This window comes from Nitratireductor sp., assembly GCF_017794765.1.
Classification (GTDB): domain Bacteria; phylum Pseudomonadota; class Alphaproteobacteria; order Rhizobiales; family Rhizobiaceae; genus Nitratireductor.
Window position 1 is genome coordinate 1,224,417 of sequence record NZ_CP051236.1, and the last position, 17,015, is coordinate 1,241,431.

14 protein-coding genes and 1 tRNA gene are annotated in these 17,015 nt (G+C 59.6%); 9 read left to right on the forward strand and 6 right to left on the reverse strand.

Annotation, left to right across the window (positions count from 1 at the left end):
• Positions 1–129: 129 nt before the first annotated feature.
• The 4 genes from HF949_RS05900 (at position 130) to HF949_RS05915 (ending at position 3,828) form a co-directional block, all read left to right on the forward strand.
• Positions 130–1,446: an MFS transporter gene (locus HF949_RS05900; RefSeq protein WP_292898997.1), complete on the forward strand. Its 1,317-nt coding sequence runs from the start codon at positions 130–132 to the stop codon at positions 1,444–1,446.
• Positions 1,447–2,015: 569 nt separating this feature from the next.
• Positions 2,016–2,089 (forward strand) — tRNA-Gly (locus HF949_RS05905).
• A 106-nt stretch (positions 2,090–2,195) separates the two neighbouring features.
• Positions 2,196–2,459 (forward strand): DUF6460 domain-containing protein, encoded by a 264-nt coding sequence (locus tag HF949_RS05910; protein WP_223019589.1) that lies wholly within the window; start codon positions 2,196–2,198, stop codon positions 2,457–2,459.
• A gap of 22 nt (positions 2,460–2,481) precedes the next feature.
• Entirely contained in the window at positions 2,482–3,828 is a 1,347-nt protein-coding gene (locus HF949_RS05915) for an MATE family efflux transporter (RefSeq protein ID WP_292898999.1), read from the forward strand.
• A 4-nt stretch (positions 3,829–3,832) separates the two neighbouring features.
• Here HF949_RS05915 and HF949_RS05920 read toward each other — a convergent pair whose 3' ends face one another.
• Together HF949_RS05920 and HF949_RS05925 are read right to left on the reverse strand one after the other, a co-directional pair.
• Complete coding sequence (locus HF949_RS05920) at positions 3,833–4,924, reverse strand: quinone-dependent dihydroorotate dehydrogenase (RefSeq protein ID WP_292899001.1); 1,092 nt, start codon at positions 4,922–4,924, stop codon at positions 3,833–3,835.
• Positions 4,921–5,268 carry a DUF952 domain-containing protein gene (locus HF949_RS05925; RefSeq protein ID WP_292899003.1) on the reverse strand — a complete coding sequence of 116 codons (348 nt, stop codon included), beginning with the start codon at positions 5,266–5,268 and terminating at the stop codon, positions 4,921–4,923. Before HF949_RS05925 ends, HF949_RS05920 begins: the two co-directional genes overlap by 4 nt.
• A 137-nt stretch (positions 5,269–5,405) precedes the next feature.
• On the opposite strand from HF949_RS05925, the gene HF949_RS05930 reads away from it, so the two are divergent.
• Complete coding sequence (locus tag HF949_RS05930) at positions 5,406–5,858, forward strand: hypothetical protein (RefSeq protein ID WP_292899005.1); 453 nt, start codon at positions 5,406–5,408, stop codon at positions 5,856–5,858.
• Between the two features lie 45 nt (positions 5,859–5,903).
• On the opposite strand, the gene HF949_RS05935 is transcribed toward HF949_RS05930, so the two are convergent.
• Entirely contained in the window at positions 5,904–6,278 is a 375-nt protein-coding gene (locus tag HF949_RS05935) for a hypothetical protein (RefSeq protein WP_292899007.1), read from the reverse strand.
• A 169-nt stretch (positions 6,279–6,447) separates the two neighbouring features.
• Between HF949_RS05935 and HF949_RS05940 the strand changes: the two genes are divergently transcribed.
• The gene (locus HF949_RS05940) at positions 6,448–7,134 is read left to right on the forward strand and encodes a response regulator transcription factor (protein WP_404933805.1); all 687 of its coding nucleotides are present in this window, start codon (positions 6,448–6,450) and stop codon (positions 7,132–7,134) included.
• Positions 7,135–7,142: 8 nt separating this feature from the next.
• Here HF949_RS05940 and HF949_RS05945 read toward each other — a convergent pair whose 3' ends face one another.
• Entirely contained in the window at positions 7,143–10,631 is a 3,489-nt protein-coding gene (locus HF949_RS05945; RefSeq protein ID WP_292899009.1) for a PAS domain-containing hybrid sensor histidine kinase/response regulator, read from the reverse strand.
• Between the two features lie 200 nt (positions 10,632–10,831).
• On the opposite strand from HF949_RS05945, the gene mscL reads away from it, so the two are divergent.
• Positions 10,832–11,248 carry a large conductance mechanosensitive channel protein MscL gene (gene mscL / locus HF949_RS05950; protein ID WP_292899011.1) on the forward strand — a complete coding sequence of 139 codons (417 nt, stop codon included), beginning with the start codon at positions 10,832–10,834 and terminating at the stop codon, positions 11,246–11,248.
• A 100-nt stretch (positions 11,249–11,348) separates the two neighbouring features.
• On the opposite strand, the gene hemA is transcribed toward mscL, so the two are convergent.
• Together hemA and HF949_RS05960 are read right to left on the reverse strand one after the other, a co-directional pair.
• Positions 11,349–12,626 (reverse strand): 5-aminolevulinate synthase, encoded by a 1,278-nt coding sequence (gene hemA, locus HF949_RS05955; RefSeq protein ID WP_292900012.1) that lies wholly within the window; start codon positions 12,624–12,626, stop codon positions 11,349–11,351.
• A 134-nt stretch (positions 12,627–12,760) separates the two neighbouring features.
• On the reverse strand, positions 12,761–13,261 hold the full coding sequence (locus HF949_RS05960; RefSeq protein WP_292899013.1) for a MarR family winged helix-turn-helix transcriptional regulator: 501 nt from the start codon (positions 13,259–13,261) through the stop codon (positions 12,761–12,763).
• 90 nt (positions 13,262–13,351) lie between these two features.
• On the opposite strand from HF949_RS05960, the gene HF949_RS05965 reads away from it, so the two are divergent.
• Positions 13,352–15,127 (forward strand): N-acetylglutaminylglutamine amidotransferase, encoded by a 1,776-nt coding sequence (locus HF949_RS05965; protein ID WP_292899014.1) that lies wholly within the window; start codon positions 13,352–13,354, stop codon positions 15,125–15,127.
• A 3-nt stretch (positions 15,128–15,130) separates the two neighbouring features.
• A complete protein-coding gene (gene ngg / locus HF949_RS05970) occupies positions 15,131–16,945 on the forward strand; it encodes an N-acetylglutaminylglutamine synthetase (RefSeq protein ID WP_292899015.1) in 1,815 nt (604 codons plus the stop codon).
• Positions 16,946–17,015: the final 70 nt, after the last annotated feature.

Sequence of the window (17,015 nt, forward strand, 5' to 3'; positions counted from 1 at the left end):
TCGATCTGCGTGATGTCCTGAGCATTTTTAATTCGGGCAGAAACACGTGGTGCCCGCATCTACGCCGGAAAATGAAGAACCTTAAGGAAGTGCCGATTGTGCGAAGATTCCAGCCGTAACAGGGCCTCCATGGCATTTCTCGATGAACCCACTTCTAAAAGGGACGTTGTCAGCCGCAGTGCCTGGCTTGCCATCGTTGTCATGGCCCTTGGTGCTTCCTGTTTTGTAACCTCGGAACTTCTGCCGGCAAGCCTGCTCAGTCCGATCGCCGAGGGACTAAGCGTATCGGAAGGGGTCGCTGGGCAAGCGATTTCGGTCACTGCGTTCTTTGCGGTTCTTGGAAGCCTGTTTGCCTCCACCTTTACGGGGATGCTTGACCGCCGCCTCGTTGTGATCATCTGCATTTGGCTTGTGATTCTGGGAGCTGTGTCAGTGGCGCTCGCTCCGAATTACTATACCATGCTGGCGGGACGGGCATTGTTCGGATTGGCGTTGGGGGTTTTCTGGGCGACATCGGCTTCCATCGTGCTACGGCTCGCCAGGCCGCAGGATGTTCCTCTCGCATTTTCCCTGATGTTCGGCGCAATCCCGATCGCGATGACAGTAACCGTACCAATCGCAAGTGCATTGGCTGCATTGTGGGGTTGGCGTTCAGCGTTCCTCCTGATCGCCGGTCTAGGTACGATGTTCCTGCTGTTGCTGGCAGTTGTACTGCCTCCGCTGCCTGCGCATCGGCGCGCGAATATCATGGGGGTCCTGAGCGTGTCGAAACGGGAGGGTATTCCGGTTGCCATGCTCGCGATATTTCTAGTCTTCGCCGGAAAATTCTCGCTCTTCTCGTATGTGCGCCCTTTCCTGGAGGGCGAGTTCGGTCATCAAAGCAGTGCCATCGTGACGATGCTGTTCGTTTTCGGCGTTGCAAACCTTGTCGGCACGTCCGTCTCTTCGTTCATGATCAGACACGACTTGATAGCCACCCTGTCTCTATCGTCGCTGGCGGTCTCATTGTCGGCAGTTGGCCTTATTCTGTTTTCCGGTAGCATCTGGAAGGTTGGGATGCTCATTGCCGTTTGGGGATTCTCCGTCGGCTGTATTCCACCGGCGTGGACCACATGGATCACACGCAGGCTCCAAGACGATGCCGAGAATGCGGGTTGCCTCCAGTTTTCAGTCATGCAGCTGGCAATTGCTGCGGGGGTAGTGTCAGGGGGAGTGGGAATTGAGCAATTCGGCCGGACAGGCCCCTACATTCTTGGGGCGGTCTTCCTGATATCCGCGGCCATTATAATCCGGTGGAAACTCTCTCGGGTCGAAATGCCCGTCAGTCTTGCTATCCCTCGTTCGCGTCGAACTGTTTGCGAACAGCGTGCGGACGGGCTGGGCGCAGAAGACATGGGCGTAGAAGACATGGGGGCGGAAGAGATGGGGACAGAAGACATGGGCTAAGTACAACGCTGTCCGCATTGAAAGCCGCCTGTTACTTCTTCCTCCGCCGTTCGTGTCACGCCGACCACGCGGGCATCAAGTGCCGTGCATGAGGTTTGAGAAACCGGTCGACAGCGCCTGCCACCGAATGAGCGGGCAGAAGCTCCTCGGGCTGGGCCGCGTGTGCGCGCGACGAAAAAGGTGTTGTGCCGTCGTTCCCTTGAAGAACAGCGTTGCGGCCGTTTCGTCGTCAATTGCGTCCGGTACGCGAATAAGCCTGTCTTCTGCGTCGTCGTGAAGGCCGGAGCAGCTCCCGCCCCCGAATTCATATCAATGACCCGGGCGCCGATGCGCCGAATCCGCATCCTGTTCCCCATTAAGCACACAGGCGCGTTGCCTCTCCATGCGCTGACGCTGTTAGCGGCGGCGCTCTGAGCCCTGTGTCTAATCGTCAGCGCCCGGTCAAACGCCATTACTAACGAAGCGCACGAACCTGCTGGCCGCTCATCTCAAAATCGAGAATCAACCCCAGCACCCTGTCACAAACCCGCTTGACGCCGGGCTTAAGGTCGCGGATTAATGCGCGCTGCGCGGGTATGATGTAATGGTAGCCTGTCAGCTTCCCAAGCTGATCGCGCGGGTTCGATTCCCGCTACCCGCTCCAGCCTCCCGATTCGTGCCCGATCTATGGAAGTCTTTTCGCACCACCCGAGCTTGCGTGCCCGTCCGTGTATGCGTATCTCTTTGCGGTCAAGATCAAGGAGCTTCCGGTGTCGGCACTGACCAGATTCCTGGGCGACAGCCCGCTGCGCGTCATCATCAAACTGCTGATCGTTTCGCTTATCGTCGGTTTCGTGATGAGCGCCTTCAACTGGTCGCCATTCGACATCTTCTACGCTCTGCGCGACACGGTCGTTCATCTCTGGAACATGGGCTTTGATGCGCTGGGCCGGTTTGCGAGCTACATCCTGCTCGGGGCTGCCATAGTCGTGCCGGCCTTTCTGATCCTGCGCCTTTTGAATTATCGCCGCTAGGAAGCCCTTTGGGGCGCATTCGATGGATCACGCTCAGCCGCAAGCCCGCGTCACGCATCCTTTCAGGGTGACGAACCGTCTCGTCCTGTCGATCGCCCTGCCGATGACGCTGGCTTATCTGACGACCCCGCTCCTCGGTATCGCCGATACGGCTATCGTCGGCCAGTATGGCGATGCGGCGCTCCTGGGCGGGCTGGCCGCAGGCGCCATCGTTTTCGACGTGGTCTTCACGACATTCAATTTCCTGCGCTCCGGCACAACCGGACTGGTTGCCCAGGCCTATGGTCAGGCAAACGCGCTGGAAGAACAGGCGATCCTGTGGCGAGCACTGCTTGTCGCCCTGGTCGCCGGTCTCCTCGTCGTTCTCGCCGGCCCTCTCATCATCGCCGGGGGGGCTTATTTCATGGATGCCGGCCCCGAGGTCACGGCCGCCATGGAGGCCTATGTCGCGATCCGCATCTTTGCCGCCCCGATTTCCCTCATCAACTACGCGATCCTTGGATATGTTCTGGGCCGCGGCGAAGGGGCGCTCGGGCTGGTGTTACAGGTCGTTCTGAACGGCGCAAACATCGCGTTGTCGATGTATCTGGCGCTGTCGCTTGGCTGGGGCATAGAGGGTGTGGCCTGGGGCACGGTGGGTGGAGAGGCGATCGGCATGCTGTCCGGGTTTGCGGTGCTGGCACGGCGCTTCCGGCAGGGGCCGCGGGTCTCTCTGAGACGGGTGTTCGACACCCATCAGCTGGTGCGCATGGTCGCGATGAATCGCGACATCATGATCCGGTCTTTCTCTCTTCTCGCCGCCTTTGCACTGTTTACCAGGCAGGGCGCCCAGTTTGGCACTGTCACCCTCGCCGCCAACGCCGTACTTTTGAACTTCTTTCTCGTGGCGGGCTACTTTCTCGATGGCACCGCAACCGCAGCCGAGCAGCTGGCAGGTCGAGCGGTGGGCGCGCGTTATCGGCCCGCTTTCCTGAGTTCCGTCAGGTTGACCATGGCATGGGGGTTCGGCTTCGCCATCCTCATGTCGCTCTTCTTTCTTCTGGCCGGCGAGGCCCTCATCGCGTTCATCACAACGGCACAGGAGGTGCGGACCGCCGCAAACACGTTCCTGCCCTGGGCCGCGTTGATTTCCATTTCGGGTGTCCTTGCGTTCCAGATGGATGGCGTCTTCATTGGCGCCACGTGGTCACGCGACATGCGCAACATGATGTTGCTGTCTTTCGCGCTTTATCTCGCCTGCCTGTTTGTTCTGACGAGGGCCTTCGGCAATCATGGCCTGTGGGCCGCTTTCCATGTTCTGCTGCTGGTTCGCGGTTTCAGCCTTTTTGCAATCGTGCCCTCGCGCATGCGCAGAACATTCGCCGAGTAGGCCGTCAGTCGAGCCGGCGTGCGGCCCATTCGTCGACACGGGTGTCGCGGAGCTGGCGCAGGGAAGAAAGGTTTTCGCGCTGGGTGAAGGCACTCATTTCTGCGAGAATTCGGCCGGGCAGGCACGTGCCGCCGAAAATCAGGCCGCTATACATCTGCACCAGATCGGCGCCGGCTCGAATTTTCTCGAGCGCTGTCTCCGGGGAATTCACACCACCGACGCCGATCAGCGGCATGGCGGGGCCGATCAGCAGTCGCAGCTTTGCCAGCACGATTGTGGACCGCTCGAAAAGGGGCAGGCCGGAGAGGCCACCCGTCTCGTGAGCCAGACGGCTCGTGACACCCGTCCTTGAAAGAGTGGTGTTGCTGACGATCAACCCATCGATACGCTTGTCCAGTGCCACATCGGCGATGTCCGAAAGGGCGGCGTCGGTCAGATCGGGCGCGATCTTGAGGAAGAGAGGCACGGGAGCACGCCGCAGCTTCGCGACCTCGTTGCGCGTGGCAAGCACGCGTGAAAGGAGTTCGGACAGGTTCGCGCGATCCTGCAACGACCTGAGGCCGGCCGTGTTTGGAGAGGAGATGTTGACGGCAAGATAGGAAGCGATGTCGCCAAAGGCCCGCACTCCGGCCTCATAATCGCCGATGCGATCCTCGCTGTCCTTGTTCGCGCCGATGTTAACGCCAACGATCCCACCCTTGCCGGCTCGATCCAGAATCCGTCTGCGCACGGCCGCCATGCCGTGGTTGTTGAACCCCATTCGATTGATGAGCGCGCTGTCTTCTTCCAGCCGGAACAGGCGCGGTTTAGGGTTTCCCTCCTGCGGCAGCGGCGTGACAGTGCCGCATTCCACAAAGCCGAATCCCAGGCGCAAAAGCCCATCGGCAGCTTCGGCATTCTTGTCGAAACCTGCGGCCATCCCGAGCGGGTTGGGAAACACCATGCCGCCGACGATGGTTTTGAGACGCTTGCTGACCTGTGGAGGGCGGGCGAGGGGCATGCCGCTTTTTAATGCCATGATTGCAAGATTGTGCGCGCGTTCGGAGTCCATCCGAAAAAGGGCTTGTCGAGCGATCTTGTCGAGCAGGCTCTTCATTCTGGCAGCTCTGGAAAAATGTGAAGACCGTCAGAGCCGAGCGGCAGGGGACGAACCCACTCCACCTTGTCGAGCTCAAGTGGGGCGTAAAGATGCGGGAAGAGAGCGCCTCCCCGTGAGACCTCGTACTTCAGGGCGCTTCCAAGCGATGTGGCATCAATGGCGATCAGCAAGAGGTCATCCTGCTGCGCAAAGTGCTTGGCCGCGGTCTCCGCAACCTGTTCGGCCGTGGAAAAATGAATATACCCGTCGGCATGATCAATCGGTGCGCCATGGAACACTCCCGCCATCTCGGCTTCCTGCCAGAGCGCACGGGGACAGATTTTATAGATCAGGTGAGCCATGCCAGCGGCTATACTTGCAATACCGCTGTAGCGAAAGGCCCGAAAAAGCGTTTTCAGGGGATTGCACGTTATCCCAATTATGGCGCATTCCTGGGGCATGAAGCCATCGTCGGAAGCATGAACGCGGAGCAGACCCCATGCGCAATACAATGATGCGCAATACAATTGCAGCGACAGGCGCGCTGATCATCCTGTCCACGCTGACGAGTGCCACGGCGCAGGAGGCCGAGCGCTTTCAGCTGGAGCGCACGGACGAAGGTTATGTGCGCATGGACACGAGGACTGGTGCCATGTCGCTTTGCCGCGAGCGGTCAGGGCAGCTTGTCTGTGCGCCTGCGGCCGACGAGCGCACGGCCTATGAGGAAGACATCGCCGCGCTGCAGGACCAGCTCGAGACCCTCGAAAAGCGTGTCGAGGCGCTGGAAAGCGCTTCCTCCGAGGCTTCATCGGAATTGCCGACTGAGGACGAGTTTGAACAGACCCTGGGATTGATGGAACGTTTTTTCCGCAAGTTCATGGGGATCGTGAAGGATTTCGAGAAGGAAGACAGCACAACCTCGCCCGATGCGCCGGCCCCCGATCGAACCTGAGCGAAGGGCGGCTTTTTAAGCCGCTTCAATAAAGCTCGAAACACTCTAGGTGGCCGCTCGCACCAGACGCAGCACCATCGAGAATGCGAAGAACCCGCAGCCGACCTGCAGGCTCAGGGCGGCAAAGCGCAGATAGATGTCTTTCAGTATTGCGATAAACACCTTTGCGCCCGATCGCCCGACCGGGCGCGCATCTGGATTGAGATGCATCCAGACCTCGGTCTTCTTGGGGTTCTGTTTGGCAAGCGCATAAGCCTTGAGTATCAGAAGTTCGGACATGATGAGCGTCATCAGGGCTCCGGCACTGAAAGCGAGAATCAGGTCGAACGAAAAGCTCAGCATCACCAGCCCGATGGCGAATGCGCCGAACATCACGGCGCGTCCGATGCAGAATAGGGCTACCTTGTGGATTTTCTCCATAGCAGGCTCACGGGTTTTCACCCTCCGGCCGAGTCTGTGGCATAGATCTGGGGCAGACAAGTAAATCTTCCGCGAGCATTTTGGCGAGTGGTGGAGCGTCTGGCCTTGGCAGAGCTTGAAATGATGGCTATTCCCCGCATAATCGCACCGAGACCCGCGGCGGAAGAAGATGACAATAAAGCAGCGGGCGCGGGAGGGACTTTTGGCATCGGGCTATAGATTTCTGGTCGCCGACGACCATCCTCTGTTTCGGGGAGCGTTGAAAGGCGCTCTTTCCGGACTCGACGATGCATGCAAGATACTCGAAGCAGGCGACTTCGAAGGCGCGAAGGCGTTGGTGGATGACAACATCGACCTCGTCCTGCTCGACCTCACCATGCCCGGCGTGAGCGGTCTTTCCGGATTGATCGCCTTGCGTGGAATGAATGCGGTGGTGCCCATCGTTGTTGTTTCTGCTCGCGACGATCCCGAAACCATCCGACGGGCGCTGGAGCTGGGCGCTTCCGGTTTCATCTCGAAATCGTCAGGCATGGACGAGATCAGAACGGCGGTTCGCACGATTCTGGACGGCGGCATCTACACCCCCGCCGACATCGATCTGGGAGCCGAAGCCGATCCGGAGATCGCCGACCTTATCAGCCGCCTTCAAACCCTGACACCGCAACAGACCAGGGTGCTGAGCATGTTGGCTGAAGGGCTCTTAAACAAGCAGATCGCCTATGAGCTCAACGTATCCGAAGCCACGATCAAGGCGCATGTATCGGCCGTTCTGCAAAAGCTTAACGTGGACAGCCGCACCCAGGCTGTCATTCGTCTGTCCAGGATAGGCGCTGATACCATCGTCACCGAAAACTGACCCGAGAGCTACTCCGCTGCGGCGAGCATCTGGCGGCATCGCATGAGCAGCGTGCGCAGCGAGGCCGGGCGCAAAGGCTTGTTCAGCACCATGGCTGTCAAGGCTTCGGCCTCGGCGCGCACCTCGTTGGAGCGATCAGCCGTTATCAGGATTGCCGGTATCGTGCCCCCGTACCGGCTTCGCAAGGCCACGATCACGTCGAGCCCCACTTCATTGTCGAGATGATAGTCGGCGAGGATGATGTTTGGAGGGCTGCCGGAAAAATCGGGAAGGGAAGATGATCCGGTTGCCGTTGCAACGACACAGCCCCAGCCTTCGAGGAGACGACGCATCCCATCGAGGATGCGTGGATCATTGTCGATGCACAACACGCGCAAACCTTCCAGCATCGTTTGCTGGATAGCGGTCGGGCGTGGGGGAATGTCAGCCGCGCTGGCTCTGCTGAAACTGATAGGAATGATGACCGAGAAGCGTGTGCCGCCGTCGATCTGGGAATCGAGACGTATCTCCATGTTCAGAACGCGTGCGATGCGGTCGACGATCGACAGGCCGAGGCCCAGCCCCTGTGCCTGACGCACGCCTTCCTCCAGCCGTGTGAATTCGCGAAACACCGTGTTCAGCTTGTCGGAGGCGATTCCGATGCCGGTGTCGATAACCTGCAGCTCGAGCAACTCGCCGCGCCGCCGCACCCCCACAAGGACGCGACCGCTGGGCGTGTACTTGATTGCGTTGGAGACAAGGTTCTGAACAAGGCGGCGAAGCAGGTTCCGGTCGGTGTTCACAGTCAGAGTTGAAGGAACGATGGTGAGCTTCAGCCCTTTTTCCTCAGCCAGCGGCATGAAATCCGTTGTCAGCTGGCGCATCAGCCCATCCAGCTGAAACACGCTCGGAGAGGGTTTGAGCGCCCCGGTATCCAGACGCGAGATGTCGAGCACGGCGCCGAGGATCGCCTCTACCGAATCGAGCGACGATTCGATGTTGCTCACATACTCGCGGGTCTCCCCGCCTTCTGCGCGTTCCATGAGCGACGAGCAATAGAGGCGGGCAGCATTGAGGGGCTGGAGAATGTCGTGGCCGGCCGCTGCCAGAAACCGCGTTTTCCCAAGATTGGCTTCTTCGGCGATTACCTGCGCCTGCGCCAGTTCTTCGTTGACGCGCATCAGTTCCGCTGTGCGATCGGCCACACGCTGCTCAAGTGTTTCGTTGATGCGCTTTAGCGCGATGTCCGCCTCCACGCGCGGGGTGATGTCGGTATAGGTGGCGACGATACCGCCATCGGGCATCGGGTTTGTGCGCAGTTCGATGATGCGGCCGCTCTTCTGGAGCCGGATTTCCCATGGCATCCCAAAGTCGGTGAAGCGGTTCAGTGTCACTGTATAGGCATCGAGTGGTATTTCCCCACGCACGGTGAGGAGGTTGACGAACCGATCAAGCGACACGCCGACCTGGCCCATTTCGTCCGGCAGATTGAAAAGCGTTCTGTATTGCCGGTTCCAGCAGATGAGCTGGAAATCCCTGTCGAAGACCGTGACGCCTTCCTCCATCTGGTCGAGTGCGGTCTGCAGCAGATCGCGATTGTGCTGCAGTGCCATGGAGGCATCGTCGAGCAGTCTGAGTGCATCACGTGGCGACCGGTCGTTCCTCTGGAAGAGCAGGGACAGAATGAGCCGGGAGGAAGAGGACCCCACAGCGCTGGCGAGCAATTGTTCTGAAAAGCGCACCAGCGCAATGCCGGTCTGATCGTTGCCGTTGAGACGAACGCCATGGGTGGCTTCAAACGTGGCAAAGGAGCGCTCGGTGCGCTCCGCTCCCAGATAGCGAGAGATCGTGTCCTTCAAATCGTTCACGGTGACTGCCGTGCGGAACCGGCGCAGGGTCGGGATAGGGCCCGTGTCGCGTGGCACGAAGATTGCGGCTTGAATACGCTCGAGCGGTTGTGCGGCGCGTGAAAGAGAACCCAGAACGAAGAAAAGCGTGTTGACGGCAAGGCTCCACAGCACGCCATGGTTCAGTGGCTCTGCAACGGTTCCGAAAAGGGCTTGTGGTCTGAGCGCGGGTAGACCGAAGAGACCGTCCGTAATGATGCTGGTGCCTTGCGGGGCAAGGGAGGGGAAAAGCAGCGTGTAGCCCCAGATGGCAAACCCTGCGCCCATGCCCAGCAGAGCGCCGCGAGCGTTCGCACCACGCCAGATCAGCCCACCGAAGAAGGCCGGTGCAAACTGTGCGATGGCCGCGAAGGAGATAAGGCCTATGGCGGCCAGACGGGTGTTGTGAGTGGTTTCGCGGTAATAGAGAAACGCCGTGAAAAGGATGATGAAGATCGCTGCGCGGCGGATGTTCAGAATGCTCGCCGACCAGTCGTTCTTTTCGTGATGGTCAGGACGCAGCAGACGGCGCAGAAACAGCGGTATCACCAGGTCGTTTGAAACCATGATCGAGAGCGCCACACTGGCGACAATGACCATCGCCGTAGCTGCTGAAAGCCCGCCTATGAAGGCGATCAGTGCGAGAAGGTCATGCCCTGCAAGCAGGGGAAGAGCGAGCACGTAGAGATCCGAATTTGCCTTATCTCCCACCAGTGCGAGCCCGGCGAAGGCTATCGGGATCACGAACAGGTTGATCAGCACCAGATAGAGCGGGAAAAGCCAGCTGGCAGTCTCAAGCTCCGTAGTGCTGCGGTTTTCCACGATGGTGACATAGAACTGCCGGGGCAGCATGATGATGGCGAAAGCGCTGAGCGTCGTCATGACGATCCAGGTCGCCAGCGATGTGGGATAGGTGTACGCCTTCTGTACCTCCGGAAGGCTGCTTACAGCCCGCGCCAGGTCCAGGGGCCCTCCGAAAAAGAAATAGGTGATGGCAATGCCCACCGCGAGGAAGGCTGCGAGTTTCACGAGGGTCTCAACCGCTACCGCAAGAACCAGCCCCTCCTGATGCTCGGTTGCGTCGGCGTGACGCGTGCCGAACAGAACGGCGAAGATTGCCAGGAGAAAGGTCACAATCAACGCCATGTCGCCGACAAAGAAGTCGATGACCGGAGGCGCGCCATCGTAATGTGTCACCATGAGGCTGACGGAATCGGAAATCGCCTTCAGCTGGAGCGCGATATATGGAACCGTGCCGAAGGTGGCGATCAGCGTTGCCACTGATGCGACGGCGAAGCTTTTCCCGTAGCGGGCCGCCAGGAAGTCCGCGATGGAGGTGATCTTTTCGGATTTCGCAAGCCGAATGATGCGCTTGAGGATCGGGAAACCGAACAGGAAAACCAGCACCGGGCCGATATAGATGGCCAGAAACTCCAGTCCGCGCTCGGAGGCCAGACCCACCGAGCCGAAGAATGTCCAGGATGTGCAGTAGATAGCGATGCTGAGCGCATAGATGTAGGGGCGCGAGCCAAGCCCGCCCTGACGGGCAGCCCGAATGTCGCCGACGCTTGCTATGAAGAAGAGCAGCGTCACATAGGCAACGGCTATGATTGCGATGACCCAGCCCTGCACCGGTCGCGATTCTCCTCCTCACAGGTCCATTGAAAGGCAAACACAGGCCAGGTTGCGTGTCCAATGCTTCTTTCGGTGAATGTGCTTGCGGAAACGATCGAATGGTTTTTGTTGCGCTTTCCACGCGTGACGCTTCTACTGTTCAGGTGTTGGCGGCCTATGAGTCGCCGGGGTTGCAGCTAGATTGGGGAGATACCCTTATGATGAAGGAATTTCGGGAGTTCATTGCACGAGGCAATGTGATGGACCTCGCGGTCGGCGTGATCATTGGCGGCGCGTTCGGTCTCATTGTGAAATCGTTGACCGATGACATTATCATGCCGCTCATCGGGGCCATCTTCGGTGGCTTCGATTTTTCCAACTATTTCATGCCGCTTTCTTCCTCCGTCACCGCCACCACTCTGGAGGCCGCGCGGGAGCAGGGGGCTGTGTTTGCCTACGGCAATTTTCTCACTGTCGTCGTCAACTTCCTGATCCTGGCATGGATCATCTTCCTCATGGTGAAAGGCGTGAATTCACTGCGCCGGAAGGAAGCCGAAAAGCCGGCAGAGCCCGAGGCTCCGCCCGCAGACGTTCAGCTTCTTACGGAAATCCGCGATCTTTTGTCGAAAAAGTAGCGCTTTTTCGCGGTTTCGCCGAAAACGGATGAGAAAAATCGAAAACGCCGTCGAACGAAAATTCGACGGCGTTTTCGTTGTTTACATTGAAGAAATCAGCTCACCCGCCGGATTTCGGCACCAGAAGCGAGACTACACGTTCGGACTTCGCCTGCTGAGGCTGATCCGCTTCCTTGAACGGAATGCCGAGCGCTTCCCAGGTTTCCAGAAGCGCATCGCGCAGGGTCTCGATCAGCCCGTCGTCATGAAATGGCGTCGGCGTGATGCGCAGCCGCTCCGTTCCGCGCGGCACTGTCGGATAATTGATCGGCTGGATGTAGATCCCGTGCTTTTCAAGCAAACGGTCAGAGGCCTGCTTGCACAGTTCGGGATCGCCGACGAGCAAAGGAACGATATGCGTCTGAGACGGCATCACCGGCAGACCGGCGGCCAGCAGCCCCTCCTTGGTCCGTTGCGCCTGGCGTTTTTGCGCCTCCCGCTCGACGGATGAGGATTTGAGATGACGGATCGATGCAGTTGCCGCCGCCGCGATGGCCGGTGGCAGGGCGGTAGTAAAGATGAAGCCGGAGGCATACGAGCGCACCGCGTCGATGACGGCACCCGAACCCGTGATATAGCCGCCGATAACGCCAAAACCCTTGGCAAGCGTTCCCTCGATGACGTCGATACGATGCGCGAGCCCGTCGCGCTCGGTGATGCCGCCGCCGCGCGCGCCATACATGCCGACGGCGTGGACCTCGTCGATGTAAGTCATGGCATTGTACTTGTCGGCCAGGTCGGCAATCGCCTCAATGGGCGCGATATCACCGTCCATGGAGTAAACGGATTCAAAAACGATCAGCTTTGCCCGGCTGGGGTCGGCTTCTTTCAGAAGGCTTTCAAGATGGCCGACATCGTTGTGGCGGAAGATTTTCTTTTCCGCACCAGACCTGCGCACTCCCTCGATCATGGAGGCGTGGTTCAGCTCGTCGGACAGAACCAGACAATTGGGCAAAAGGCGGGCGATGGTCGAGATGGAGGCTTCATTGGAGATGAAGCCGGACGTGAAAACGAGACCGGCTTCCTTCCCGTGAAGATCCGCGAGCTCGGCTTCTAGCTCCACCAGCGGGTGGTTGGTCCCGGAGATGTTGCGCGTGCCGCCGGCGCCTGCACCCATCGAGCCCGCGGCCTGCTGCATGGCGGAAATCACGCACTCATGCTGGCCCATGCCGAGATAATCGTTCGAGCACCAGACAGTGATCTCGCGCGTCTCTTCGCCGGACCGCCAGATGGCGCGCGGAAACGCGCCGACGATCCGCTCAAGGTCGGCGAAAACGCGATAACGGCGTTCAGCGTGAAGTTGATCGATCGCTTCTGAGAAAAAACGCTGGTAATTCATTGAACCTTCCTGCTGTGCGGCGCGATCATAATCGCGCACCCGGTCTGCGTCCATTGCGTGTTTCGGGCAAATTGACACGTCTGTGTGACGTGGCCTTGCGCTCGATCAATTTTAACCCGTGCGCGCAGTCGCGCTCAGTGCTGGAGGGGGTGTTTCTGCAGGTCGTCGCCAGGTGCCATCATGTCGGCAATGGTTGTCAGGGATGAAATAAGCTGGCCTCGGCGTTCCGGAGAGAGAGCTGCAAATCGCCGGGCGAAAGCGTCGCCCATCGGCTCGGGCGCGCGCATTAACAGCCCACGGCCTTGATCCGTCAGCCGGGTGTGGACCACACGTCGGTCGTTGCGAGACCGATAGCGCTCCACCACTTGCCGCGCTTCCAGATTGTCGAGGATGGTGATCACGGTCGCCGCACTCAAATCGACATGGGCCGACAAAACCGTCGTTGTGACCTCCCCCAGCGCCGCGATTGCCTTGAGGATGATCAGCTGCGGCGCCGTGAGGCCGATCTGCTTGGCAAGCGCTCTGGATTGCACATCGTTGGCACGTACGATGCGGCGGATGCACTTTTCCACCCCTCGTAACTCCTCGTCACGGAACCCGTTGGTGACTTTGTCAGTTGTCGTCTCGGAAGTCATGCGGACGCCATTAATTTGACATCTAATAGTTATAACTATAACTAAAATACGCTCCGACGCAACGACAAACAAGGGATCAGATCGCTATCCATGTGCGGAATCTGCGGAGAACTGCGGCTTGATGGCCGCCCTGCCTCACCTGTCGCTCTTTCGAAAATGATGGACTGTCTTGCGCCGCGCGGACCTGACGGCGCCGGCGCCGTCATTCATGGCAGCGCGGCGTTCGGCCATCGGCGGCTGAAAATCATCGATCTGTCGGAAAAGGCCCGGCAGCCCATGGAAGATGCCGAACTGGGCCTCACCATCGCCTTCAACGGCTGCATCTACAACTATCCCGAATTGCGCGCGGAGCTGGAAAGCAGAGGCTATCGCTTCTTCTCCACCGGCGATACCGAGGTCATCCTCAAAGCCTGGCACGCCTGGGGCGAAGATTGTGTGAACCGGTTTCACGGCATGTTTGCCTTTGTTCTCCGGGAACGTGAGACGGGTCGCGTGGTGATGGCGCGAGACCGTTTCGGCATCAAGCCGCTCTATCTGGCGGAAACGCCGGAACGTATTCGCTTCGCCTCCTCGCTTCCAGCCCTGTTGGCAGCCGGGGACGTGGACACGTCCATCGATCGCCATGCGCTGCATCACTACATGACATTCCACGCGGTCGTCCCCCCGCCGCGCACCATCCTCAATGGCGTGAAGAAACTTCCCCCCGCCACCATCCGGATCATCGAAGCCGATGGTAAGCAGCGGGATCGGGTCTATTGGGATCCGCCCTTCGCGCGCGATCCCGAAATGGCTGCGCTTTCTCCGGATGAATGGCGGGACCGGACCCTGGAAGCCCTGCGTCTTGCCGTCAAGCGCCGCATGGTGGCCGACGTTCCGGTAGGCGTCCTGCTTTCGGGGGGTGTGGATTCCAGCCTCATCGTCGGGCTTCTCGCCGAGGCCGGCCAGAAGGGTCTCATGACCTTCTCCGTCGGTTTCGAGGAGGCCAATGGCGAAAAGGGCGATGAATTCATTTATTCCGATCTGATCGCCAAAGAATTCGGCACCGATCACCACAAGATCTTCGTGCCGTCGGCCGATCTGATGGATGCGCTACCGGGCACGTTTGCGGCCATGTCGGAACCCATGGTCTCTTACGACAATGTCGGCTTCTATCTCCTCTCCAAGGAAGTATCGAAACACATCAAGGTCGTGCAGTCGGGGCAGGGCGCCGACGAAATTTTCGGTGGCTATCACTGGTATCCGCCGTTGATGAGCTCCAATGATGTGGTGGACGATTACGCCAGGGTCTTTTTCGATCGTTCGCACGAAACCCTGAGCAGGCAGCTCTCGCCTGAGTGGATCGCGGATCGTGATGCAAGCCGCGAACTCGTGTCGGCACATCTCACGCGAGCAGGGGCCGATACTCCGGTCGACGCCGCGCTGCGGCTCGATTCCACCGTCATGCTCGTCGATGATCCGGTCAAGCGGGTCGACAACATGACCATGGCCTGGGGGCTTGAGGCACGGGTGCCTTTCCTCGATCATGAACTGGTGGAGCTAGCTGCCCGCATCCCGCCCGAAGAAAAGCTCAAACAGGGCGGGAAGGGTGTGCTGAAAGAGGTCGCGAGGCAGGTAGTGCCAAACGAGGTCATCGACCGGAAAAAGGGTTATTTCCCGGTGCCGCAACTTAAATATGTCGATGGGCCCTATCTCGACATGGTGCGCGATGCGCTATCGTCGCAGTCGGCGCGTGAGCGCGGCCTGTTCCGTCAGGACTATCTGGATACGCTGTACGCCGCGCCGGCTGATCACATTACGCCCTTGCGCGGTTCCGAACTCTGGCAGGTAGGGCTGCTCGAACTCTGGCTGCAAACCCACGGGGTGTGACCGATGGCCAAGAAAGAGGATGTGGCTTTGCGTGCCTCGCGCGGGCGTAGTGACAAGGCGCTCGGCTATCGCCTGAAACGTTTGCGCAGCGAAACCATGAAGCCGACCAGTGCGCCGGCAGATCAGTCCTCCGCTCAACAGGACAAGCATGTCTCTCTGGAACTTGGTTGGGGACGGCTTCTCTTCGCACAGACCTTCGACACCAATGAAGAACTTGCGGGAGCGCTGCGAGACGAGGGGCCGGCGCGGCGCGACATCGCCTTCTATATACGCGATCCGCATGTGCTCCTTTCGATGGCGCCGCAGGAATTGTTCCTCGATCCGTCACACACCTATCGGCTCGATCTTGCGACCTATCGGCCGAGCCGGCGTCAGCCGCGTGGCTTTTTCATCCGGCGGCTGACCTCGGAGGCTGACGCGAACGCGGTCAACGCGATCTACCAGAGCCGCGGCATGGTCACGGTGCGGCCGGACTTCTTCTGGACCAACCGTGACAGCCGCGCCGTCACCTATTTCGTGGCCGAGGATGACCAAACGGGCGACATTCTGGGAACGGTTACGGGGGTCGATCACCGCCGCGTGTTCCAGGACCCAGAAAACGGTTCCTCGCTTTGGTGTCTTGCGGTCGATCCCCAGTGCCGCCACGCCGGAGTGGGCGAGATGCTGGTAAGACGGCTGGCCGAGCATTTCGCCGCGCGGGGTGCAGGCTTCATGGATCTCTCGGTCATGCATGACAATGACCAGGCCATCGCGCTCTATGAAAAGCTCGGCTTCCACCGCGTTCCGGTGTTTGCGGTCAAGCGGAAGAACCCCATCAACGAAAAACTCTTCACACATCCTCCTGCGGATTTTGACCGTCTTAATCCCTATGCGCGGTTGATAGTGGATGAGGCCCACCGGCGCGGTGTCGCAGTGGATGTAACGGATGCCGAAGGCGGCTTTTTCCGCCTCTCTTTCGGTGGCCGTTCGATCCAGTGCCGGGAAAGTCTCTCGGAGCTTACCTCGGCTGTCGCCATGTCAATCTGCGACGACAAGGCCGTCACCCGCCGCGTGGTGGAACGCGCGGGGTTGATCGTGCCGGAGCAGATGGAGGCCGTGGATGACGACGCGGTGCTCGAAGCATTCCTGCACAAGCACGGGCGTGTTGTGGTGAAGCCGGCGCGCGGTGAACAGGGCAAGGGCGTTGCCGTCGGTCTCGAAACGCTCGACGAAACGAAGAATGCGATACGCATCGCCCGCGAGCTTTCCGACCGCGTTCTCATCGAGGCCTGTTTCGAGGGCGAGGACCTGCGTCTGGTGGTGATCGATTATCGTCTCGTTGCCGCAGCGGTGCGCCGTGCGCCCCGTGTGGTGGGTGACGGTCACAAGACCATTGGGGAACTGATTGAAAAGCAGTCGCGCCGGCGCGCGGCGGCAACGGGCGGCGAGAGCCGGATCCCCATTGACGACGAGACGAGGCGTTGTGTGGCCGGTCTCGGCTTTGAGATGTCGAGCGTCTTGCCTGAAGGCCAGGAAGTGGTGGTCCGGAAAACGGCAAATCTCCACACCGGCGGCTCCATTCATGACGTTACCGAGAAGGTGCATCCGGATCTGGTCCGCGCGGCCTGCACCGCAGCGCGGGCCATTGACATTCCGGTTGTCGGCATTGACCTTATGGTCCGGTCGCCGGGCCAGTCAGATTATGTCTTCATCGAAGCCAATGAACGGCCTGGCCTTGCGAACCACGAACCGCAGCCCACTGCAGAGCGCTTCGTCGATCTGCTTTTCCCGCGCTCCGGCGTTAAATCGGCGGAACGGGCATTGGCCCCCAGAGGGTAGCGGGTTTCACACAGCGTGCAGGCTCGACGGTCTGCTCAGATAATCGCAGCCGGGCTGAAGCGAGGCCGGG

Coding starts and splice junctions, on each gene's coding strand:
- HF949_RS05925 (WP_292899003.1), bottom strand. CDS start 5,268: ATGGCTCACCTGATCTATAAAATCTGTCCCCGTGCGCTCTGGCAGGAA.
- HF949_RS05915 (WP_292898999.1), top strand. CDS start 2,482: ATGGATCACGCTCAGCCGCAAGCCCGCGTCACGCATCCTTTCAGGGTG.
- HF949_RS05935 (WP_292899007.1), bottom strand. CDS start 6,278: ATGGAGAAAATCCACAAGGTAGCCCTATTCTGCATCGGACGCGCCGTG.
- HF949_RS05920 (WP_292899001.1), bottom strand. CDS start 4,924: ATGAAGAGCCTGCTCGACAAGATCGCTCGACAAGCCCTTTTTCGGATG.
- HF949_RS05965 (WP_292899014.1), top strand. CDS start 13,352: ATGTGCGGAATCTGCGGAGAACTGCGGCTTGATGGCCGCCCTGCCTCA.
- mscL (WP_292899011.1), top strand. CDS start 10,832: ATGATGAAGGAATTTCGGGAGTTCATTGCACGAGGCAATGTGATGGAC.
- ngg (WP_292899015.1), top strand. CDS start 15,131: ATGGCCAAGAAAGAGGATGTGGCTTTGCGTGCCTCGCGCGGGCGTAGT.
- HF949_RS05960 (WP_292899013.1), bottom strand. CDS start 13,261: ATGACTTCCGAGACGACAACTGACAAAGTCACCAACGGGTTCCGTGAC.
- HF949_RS05900 (WP_292898997.1), top strand. CDS start 130: ATGGCATTTCTCGATGAACCCACTTCTAAAAGGGACGTTGTCAGCCGC.
- hemA (WP_292900012.1), bottom strand. CDS start 12,626: ATGAATTACCAGCGTTTTTTCTCAGAAGCGATCGATCAACTTCACGCT.
- HF949_RS05940 (WP_404933805.1), top strand. CDS start 6,448: ATGACAATAAAGCAGCGGGCGCGGGAGGGACTTTTGGCATCGGGCTAT.
- HF949_RS05930 (WP_292899005.1), top strand. CDS start 5,406: ATGCGCAATACAATGATGCGCAATACAATTGCAGCGACAGGCGCGCTG.